This is a genomic window from Candidatus Acetothermia bacterium, from assembly GCA_024653305.1.
Lineage (GTDB): Bacteria > Bipolaricaulota > Bipolaricaulia > Bipolaricaulales > Bipolaricaulaceae > JACIWI01.
Map to the genome: position 1 here is coordinate 1 of JANLFW010000028.1, position 7,923 is coordinate 7,923.

The following is a 7,923-nucleotide window of genomic DNA, read 5'->3' on the forward strand; positions in this document are numbered from 1 at the left end:
CACCCCCGGCTGGCGGTCGTTCGTCGTGGCCAAGAACAGCTCAGGTCCGTTTGGATCTGCCTTGCGTACGCCCTCCTCGCTTTGGTACCCCGCGTCTGCCACCCTTGCCACCCTCCCCCTCACTCCCGCCGTGGCCAGCTCCTCGGCCACTTTCCCTGGCATCGGGTGCAGTTGGTGAACATCGTTCTGATCTTGAGTGACCTCGGCCGCCACGATGACCTGGTCCTTCGTCACCATCACCTGGGCGTTGTACCCCTGCACGTACCCGGTCCGGGTCTTCATGATTCGGCTCTCAGGATCCGTTAGGTTGGCCTTGGCTTCTCTGCGGGGCGTGGGGTCCGGAGCCTTCGGCTTCCGCCCTCGCCTGGTCTTGCCGGTGACCTCCTGCTCGCGCTCTCGCGCCTCCGTCCCGTCCAGCACCACCACCCCGACCTTCACCAGCCCCGCCCGAACACACAGGTGCAACACCTCGGTGAACAGCTTCCCGATCTCTTCCGTAAACTCCTGCCGGAACCGGGCGATCGTGGTGTGGTCCGGCCGCTGGTTCGCCGTGATCACCCGGAACGACACACGGTCCTCACACGCCCGCTCGATCTCCCGGGAGGAGCGCACTCCTAGGCTGTACGCGTACACAAGCAGCGCCACCATCATCCGCGGCTCGTACGCCGCCCGGCCCCACCCATCCTCGCGGTACTTACGCTTGAAGTTGTAGCCCATCGCTCCCCCAATCAGCCCGGTTGTCCGTACCCTACCACCATTCGCTCTCTCAGGCTAACAAGGGTTTGCGCAACAGGCTCTTCAGTGCCCTCTGCTCATGTTGCCTGAACGTACTGACCTGGTGCGCGAAAGCACACAAGACGGGGTTTGGAATACCCCCGAAAATGTGACACCAATCGGGCTCACCGGCCCGCTCACCAATCCTGTAAGCCAACCCTCTATTCACACTCTGCAGCGCCAGCTCAGCGATATCTTCGTGGGTAGACAACATGCTCCAGGCATAGCCAGGGCTTTCGCACGGGATTGCAAGAAGCGCTGCACACGCTACCGCGAGTCTGCTGCCCCTTCTAGTCGGCATCGCCTCCGCCTGACTTGCTCCGTACCGATTCCACGCCCGCCTTCACTGCCCTCTCTTCGGCTGGAAGGGCCAGCCCCCCGTGCGCTACTTGACGACGCGGGGACGGTCATCCCCTGCCCCCCGGTCAACCGGGCACACATGCCCTCCCAGGACCGCAGCACGGCACGACCGGCACGGCCAGAAACCGACCCCGCTACAACCTCAGGTACAGGGTGGCAGAGGCGGAGAGGGGTGCCGGCGTCAGGGCGAGCTTGAGGTCGAGGAAGTCGAGGAGCCTCAGCCAGGCCCCGACCGCTAAGCTCACCGGGCTGAAGCCGACTTCGCCCACGACCTTCAAGTTGGGAAAGAAGTCTAGGTCGGCAATCGCGTAGGGGCGGATGTAGACCCCCTGGTTGTTGTCCCAACCCAGAGCAGTACCACCATGCAGGCTCACCGGGTCGATCCGGATGCTGAGCACTCCGCCAATTTGCATGTACCTGAACTCGATCCCCATTCCGACATCGTGGAAGCTGGCCGCGAACGGTACCGCCAGGTCAACGTCCGATCCAAGGGAGAGCCGCAGCTTGGCAGACGCGCTGTAGGTCATGTACGCCGGGGGTGGCCCGGCCTGCCGACCATACGAGAGGGCTATTCCGAACTGCAGGAAGCCACCGATGCCCACGCCGAGCCCGGCTTTGGTCTCCCAGTAGCTTGGGGAGGTGACGGGTAGGCCCACGCCGAGGTGAGTCTCCCACTCCCCGCCGCGCAGCGTGTAGGCCGTGGGGCGGTGGACGCCGGTAGTCGGAGGGCGCTCCCGGAACGATGCCGCGCCGCCGGTTACCGTCACGGCAACCAAGAGCAGAACCGCCGCTCTTCGCGCCACCCGCGTATGTCCTATCTCCCTCATGCCTGCCTCACCCCCGCGCGTTCCTCAGTTCTCCCACTTCAGGCTCACGTCGTCGATACGGAAGACCGTAGGCCGTGTTTCGTCCGTCCAGACAACGAACGCAAACCGCACCGACTGCCCCGGGAGTCCGGGATTCAGCGGGACCGTCTGCGTTACGAACCGGTAGTCACCTCGGTAGGTTTGTGCAGTATTGGACAGCTCTCCAATCAGCCCAACGATCTCCGTCCCCGTGGCGTCAACGAGAACAATCAGCATTCGATCCAGGGGCGCCGTATCCCGGGGTTCCTCGGACGTAATGTTGTGCCAGAAGCTCACGGTGAGTCTCGTCGCACCGCCAGGGATCGTTATCACTTGGTATAGCATCCCTTCGGCGGTGTTCTTCGGCCTCCCGCTGAGGTCGACCCCACCCATCGCGTATCCGGGCTGTGTGCGGTAGTCAGGGAAAGAGCTGGGATTGGCCCCCACCCAGAAGTCCCCCACCACTCCCCAATTGACACCGCCTTCTGAGAAGCTCCCATTCTGCAGAAGCTCCTGCGGAACGAACAGCTCATCCCAGGAGCAGCCCGTAGCACAAAGGAGCGGCATCCCAATCAGAATGCAGCCCGCAACAAGGAACCTCGCGTACCTCGTCAACCTTGCCCCCCGCATCTCGGCCTACCTCCCCTTGTGTCTACTCCAAGCCTTCCTGTCTCCCCGCGTCTCCCCCTCAGACTGCCAATCAGCTCCGCAAGCCCTCCAGGCAAGGAGGGACCTTAGTCGGCCTATCTCCCACGACCGCGAGACTCGGCCGTGACCACCTACACGTAGGAATCTCTCTTGGCCCCCCAGGACCGCATCTGCTTCAGCGTTGCCCCGTCCCGGCCGAGGAAAGCTCTATTCCAAACGACAAGCGGTGCTGGGGTGCCAGATGCGGGTGCGTTACGAATGCGTAGTCCAGGGCGAACATGCCGTACCGCACCCCAAATCCAAGGCTCCAGATGACCGCACCCTCGCTGCGCAGACCGGCCCGCACCGCAATCGCAGGAACCGGGAGCCACTCCAGCCCTGTCCGGATGCCCTTACCAGGGGCGAAATCGGCGACTACAGTCCAGGAATCGAAGAGCGTGACCGAGGTCCCGATGACAACACCTCGGAGCCAGTCCGCTTCGTGGCCGCTGCCGTACTTGATGGGGACGCCTGCGAGGTTCTCCAAGACGAGGCCCAGCCCCAACCCAGTGAGGGATCCCGTGCCGAGCCCGGTGTTCGACCACCCGTAGAAGAACGAAAGGTCAACCGCGAGGCCGCTTCCGCTGCCTGGATCAAGGGTGCTAACAGTGAGGAACTTGACCTTGAGCCCCAGGCCGAAATCTCGGAGAAGGGGAAGGGTTCTCAAGAAAGCAACGTCGGCCCCGCGGATTCCGGCGCCGGCGACGAGCGCATAGGTTCGGTAAGAGAAGTGTCCGATCACGTTTCCCACCTCGTCTACCTGGGGAACATCCCCGAGGTCGAGGAAGTGGATGCCCAGGCCGAGGCGGGGCAACACCACGGCCACCTGGCCAAGTATCCCGAGGTCCCGTCGCACCTCGCCCGACGAGAGGGCCGACAGACCGTCAAGGCCCCCCAAGCCGGCCGAGTTGAAGAAGAGGGCGTTCCCATCGTCAGCAAGGCCCACGAATGCCCCGCCCATGGCCAGGGGGCGAGCGCCCATCCCCAGCTCCAGAACCGAGCCAACGTTGCTGTAGTCTTGTGGAAACGCAGACAAGAAGAGGAGGCACCCACCACCGAGGATCGCCGCAATTACCCGATAATGAACCCGTAGCACAGCCTCACCTCCCTACCGCTGGATGACCATCTTCCCTTGCCCAATGACCCTTCCATCGGCGATGAGAACGTAAACGTACGGCCCGTTGGCGAGAGGGATCCCGTTCCGATCCACCGGATTCCACCTGCCAATCGCTGGATAGCGGGTGGCGGCCGCATCAAGCGGGATCTCGATTACAGGGCGTCCTCCCACATCGTAAACCACTAGCTTCGCGGTTTGCGTTCCCGTGGGCAGGTAGTAGAAGAAGGCTGCGCCGTCACTCGCCACCGGGTTGGGGGCACAGATCACCGACGGGCCGGCGCCGGGCGGCATTGGTGGTTCAGACGGCGGTGGCGGGAGGTCCAGCGGGAAGACTACCGGCTCGGGTTCATGGACTGCGGGGCAGGTGACGCACATCGTAGTAGCCCGTGCTGTGTATAGGAGCCGCAGGCTAAGCCCCGGTACATTGGACTTCAGGTAGTACCCGTACCACGGGTCAATGGTAGTCGCAGGGGTATAATTACCTTCGGTTGCTCTGAACCCCCATAGCACGCTTCCTATCCAACCCGCAGCCACGGCGTCGCTCCACGACTTGGTCTCCGACCCCCTCCCCACCAGGATCGCCGTCTTTGGATACGGCCACGGAGCGCTTATCTGGTGCCAGTCAGCGGTGGAGAGGTCGATGGTGACGTCCGCGGTTATTGGGGTGCCGGTGATCGTTACCGTCTTGTTAGCCGGAAGCTCGACCCAGTAACCCCTGATCGGCTCGATGGTAGTGACGTTTTCCCACCTTCCAGTGACAGGGTGCTTGGCGCGACCACCGTAGGGAGCAGCATCGGCCGCCACCGGGGTCGATACCAAATAGAGGCCCGCGACCACACCGTAGGTGTGCTGGGGCCGGCCAGGAGAAGGCACGACCTGTCCTAGAGCAGCAGCAATGGCCGTCGTGGCCTCAGGAAGGAATTTCCTATACGACGAACCATCCTTCCAAGTGCTAAAGTTGTCCCACCCCTTGGGGTTCTCTGAAAGAGCCCGAGCGGCTTGCGCGTTGAAGTCGGGGTCGAACAGACGGTGTGGTTCGTTGCTATGGTTCCAGTATGTATTGATCTGCCAGAGCCCGATGGCGCAGTAATCCGGAACGGGAACATCCCTATCGCCGCAGTTGCCTGGGTCGCCCTGGCTCTCCGCCCTCGCAATAGCATATGCTACAACCCTGCTACTCGCTGTTGTGCCATCATGCAGGGTGACTTCTCTCTCTGGAAAATGCGTTATCACCAGGGCCGCGAGATCTCTGTCGGTTAGCTGACCGCTGCAGTTCCTCGACCCCCAGCACGAGCACTGTGTGGAGAAATGAAGCGTGAAGGTGAGCACCTGACCACTCACTAGGGTAGGCTTCTCACGGGGATATACAGGTGTAATGCTCAGTAGATCGGCACCTGGAGGTCCTCCAGAGGTATAGGAGAGACTGTAGATTCCCGGGACCGCCTCGAACTCAGCCTCGACAGAAGTGCCTACGTGTTTTGTAGGTCCGTCGATCTTGTACGTCACAGCCCCTCGCCAAGGATTACCGTTCAGGTTGGCAAGAACCCTAACGATGCTAACTTGCGGACCAGGCAGCTCTTGCACATAGGTCCCCCCTCTCAGCATCGTAGCATTAGTGGTGATGGTCACGCTCTGATCGGCGGGCGTCCGCCAACCGGAGAGTGTCTTGAACGTGATGACATAGGTGGTCCCGGCGGGCAGTTTATGAATGTACTCGCCGCTGTTCTTCCACCCCACGTCAGGTCCGCTGGTCAGTCGCCACTGAGCGCCAGCGCTGCGCGCATCAGCCGGCTCGATCGTTACCCGCAGGGAGCCGTACTCCTGAGCGCCTGTGGCGCTCCAAAGAGCCTCCCATTCCTTCAGTAGATCGCCAACGTACCCTCCATTTCCACTCCACGTGTTTAGCGCGGTCTCTATCTGTTGGCGGTCGAAACGTTCTCTGGCTAGCATGGCTCGGATGGCATCGTAGTATCCCAAACGAAGGGTTCGCGCTGTTGCATCAATACCCGTGCTCCGATCTGGGTAGTTCTTCACGCCAACTGAGTTAAAGTCCCAACTGCCTTCCATCCGCATTGTTGCGGCTAGAGGATTCCAGCAAGCACGTGTGTTCTCGTATCGCTTCCATTTGTCGAGAGCATCAACTCCGAAGTCTGTGACTCCGATGCCCAACGCCCGGAGCACGTCTGCAAAGAACACTCGGTCAACCGCTCTTCCCTCAGTACACGTGGGGGGAGTGGTCGCAAACACCAGGGTAAAGGTGACCGTGCCCCCGGCCGTAAGGGTCTGGGTGGAGTTGGGAGTGACGCCGGTCCGGGTGGCACCCGGGGGCCCCCCGGATTGATAGGTCAAAGTATAGCTTCCGGTGGGCATGTTCGGGAACGTTGCGGAAACCGCCGTTCCATCACGATTCTGGGGGCCAGCGATGCGGTAGCTCACCGAGCCAGACCAAGTTCTTCCATCAAGCGTGGCATGGACCTGGATGGTGCCGGTCCCGGGAGGTGAGGGCGACACGTACACCGCCGTCATCGTGTAGTCGGCGTCCATTGTGATCGTGGTCGTGGTGGTTGTAGCCCAGTCAACCCCGTTCCGCTGCCACTTCTCGAAGTTGTTGCCCCCGGCTGTCGCAGGCGCGGTAAGCGTCACGCGCGTGTTGCTGTCGTAGGTCCGCGTAAACGGCGTCGCACCACTGCCCCGGCCTCCGGTGTCGTTCGGGCTAACGGAGATCGAGACTCCACCATTCGGGTTTAGGGAGTTCACGGTTAGGTTGCGGGTTGTGACGATTGGGTATAGACCGAAGTCGCGCGCAGCAATTTCCCCGGCGGGCACAGTTACGTTGTACAGCGTCTGGGGTTGGTAACCGTCCGCAGAGACTTTCAGGGTGTAGGCCCCTGCTGGTACCGTAAGCGTATAGTTTCCGCCGCTGACCGTTCTGGTCGAGGCATAGCTTGGCCCGGTTGCTTCTACCAGAGATCCTACAATCCCCTGCCCCGTGCCCATTGCTACTACCCGACCGATAATCCTTCCCGTCTGCGGAGACGTGGTCGTGAAGTTCAGGGTGAAGGCGATCGTCCCGCCGGCGGTGAGGGTCTGGGGGGAGGATGGGGAAACGTTGGTGAGGGTAGCCCCACTAGGGCCCCCGGAATGAAACTCGAAAGTCCAAATCCCCGGCGGAAGGTCCCTGAACACCGCTGGAACCATCGCGGCTCCTTCCACCTTCCAAGTCCCGGGCCCGATGAGCCGAAAGTAGTTTATCACACCTTCCCAGGTTTTTCCATCAAGCGTGGCATGGACCTGGATGGTGCCGGTCCCGGGAGGTGAGGGCGACACGTACACCGCCGTCATCGTGTAGTCGGCGTCCATTGTGATCGTGGTCGTGGTGGTTGTAGCCCAGTCAACCCCGTTCCGCTGCCACTTCTCGAAGTTGTTGCCCCCGGCTGTCGCAGGCGCGGTAAGCGTCACGCGCGTGTTGCTGTCGTAGGTCCGCGTAAACGGCGTCGCACCACTGCCCCGGCCTCCGGTGTCGTTCGGGCTAACGGAGATCGAGACTCCACCATTCGGGTTTAGGGAGTTCACGGTTAGGTTGCGGGTTGTGACGATTGGGTATAGACCGAAGTCGCGCGCAGCAATTTCCCCGGCGGGCACAGTTACGTTGTACAGCGTCTGGGGTTGGTAACCGTCCGCAGAGACTTTCAGGGTGTAGGCCCCTGCTGGTACCGTAAGCGTATAGTTTCCGCCGCTGACCGTTCTGGTCGAGGCATAGCTTGGCCCGGTTGCTTCTACCAGAGATCCTACAATCCCCTGCCCCGTGCCCATTGCTACTACCCGACCGATAATCCTTCCCGTCTGCGGAGACGTGGTCGTGAAGTTCAGGGTGAAGGCGATCGTCCCGCCGGCGGTGAGGGTCTGGGGGGAGGATGGGGAAACGTTGGTGAGGGTAGCCCCACTAGGGCCCCCGGAATGAAACTCGAAAGTCCAAATCCCCGGCGGAAGGTCCCTGAACACCGCTGGAACCATCGCGGCTCCTTCCACCTTCCAAGTCCCGGGCCCGATGAGCCGAAAGTAGTTTATCACACCTTCCCAGGTTTTTCCATCAAGCGTGGCATGGACCTGGATGGTGCCGGTCCCGGGAGGTGAGGGCGA

5 protein-coding genes are annotated in these 7,923 nt (G+C 61.8%); all 5 read right to left on the reverse strand.

Features of this window, described 5'->3' with window-relative positions; translation table 11 throughout:
- A partial coding sequence (locus tag NUV94_07720; GenBank protein MCR4392624.1) for a transposase occupies positions 1-717 on the reverse strand: 717 nt, incomplete at its 3' end.
- Between the two features lie 551 nt (positions 718-1,268).
- Complete coding sequence (locus NUV94_07725) at positions 1,269-1,937, reverse strand: hypothetical protein (protein MCR4392625.1); 669 nt, start codon at positions 1,935-1,937, stop codon at positions 1,269-1,271.
- A 48-nt stretch (positions 1,938-1,985) separates the two neighbouring features.
- A complete protein-coding gene (locus NUV94_07730; GenBank protein ID MCR4392626.1) occupies positions 1,986-2,594 on the reverse strand; it encodes a hypothetical protein in 609 nt (202 codons plus the stop codon).
- 208 nt (positions 2,595-2,802) lie between these two features.
- Positions 2,803-3,762, reverse strand: coding sequence for a hypothetical protein (locus NUV94_07735; protein MCR4392627.1), 960 nt, complete (start codon positions 3,760-3,762; stop codon positions 2,803-2,805).
- Positions 3,763-3,774: 12 nt separating this feature from the next.
- On the reverse strand, positions 3,775-7,797 hold the full coding sequence (locus tag NUV94_07740) for a carboxypeptidase regulatory-like domain-containing protein (protein ID MCR4392628.1): 4,023 nt from the start codon (positions 7,795-7,797) through the stop codon (positions 3,775-3,777).
- Positions 7,798-7,923: the final 126 nt, after the last annotated feature.

Bases quoted from the DNA above. Each gene is read 5' to 3' on its own strand.
- NUV94_07740 (MCR4392628.1), bottom strand. From the start codon at position 7,797: ATGGTTCCAGCGGTGTTCAGGGACCTTCCGCCGGGGATTTGGACTTTC.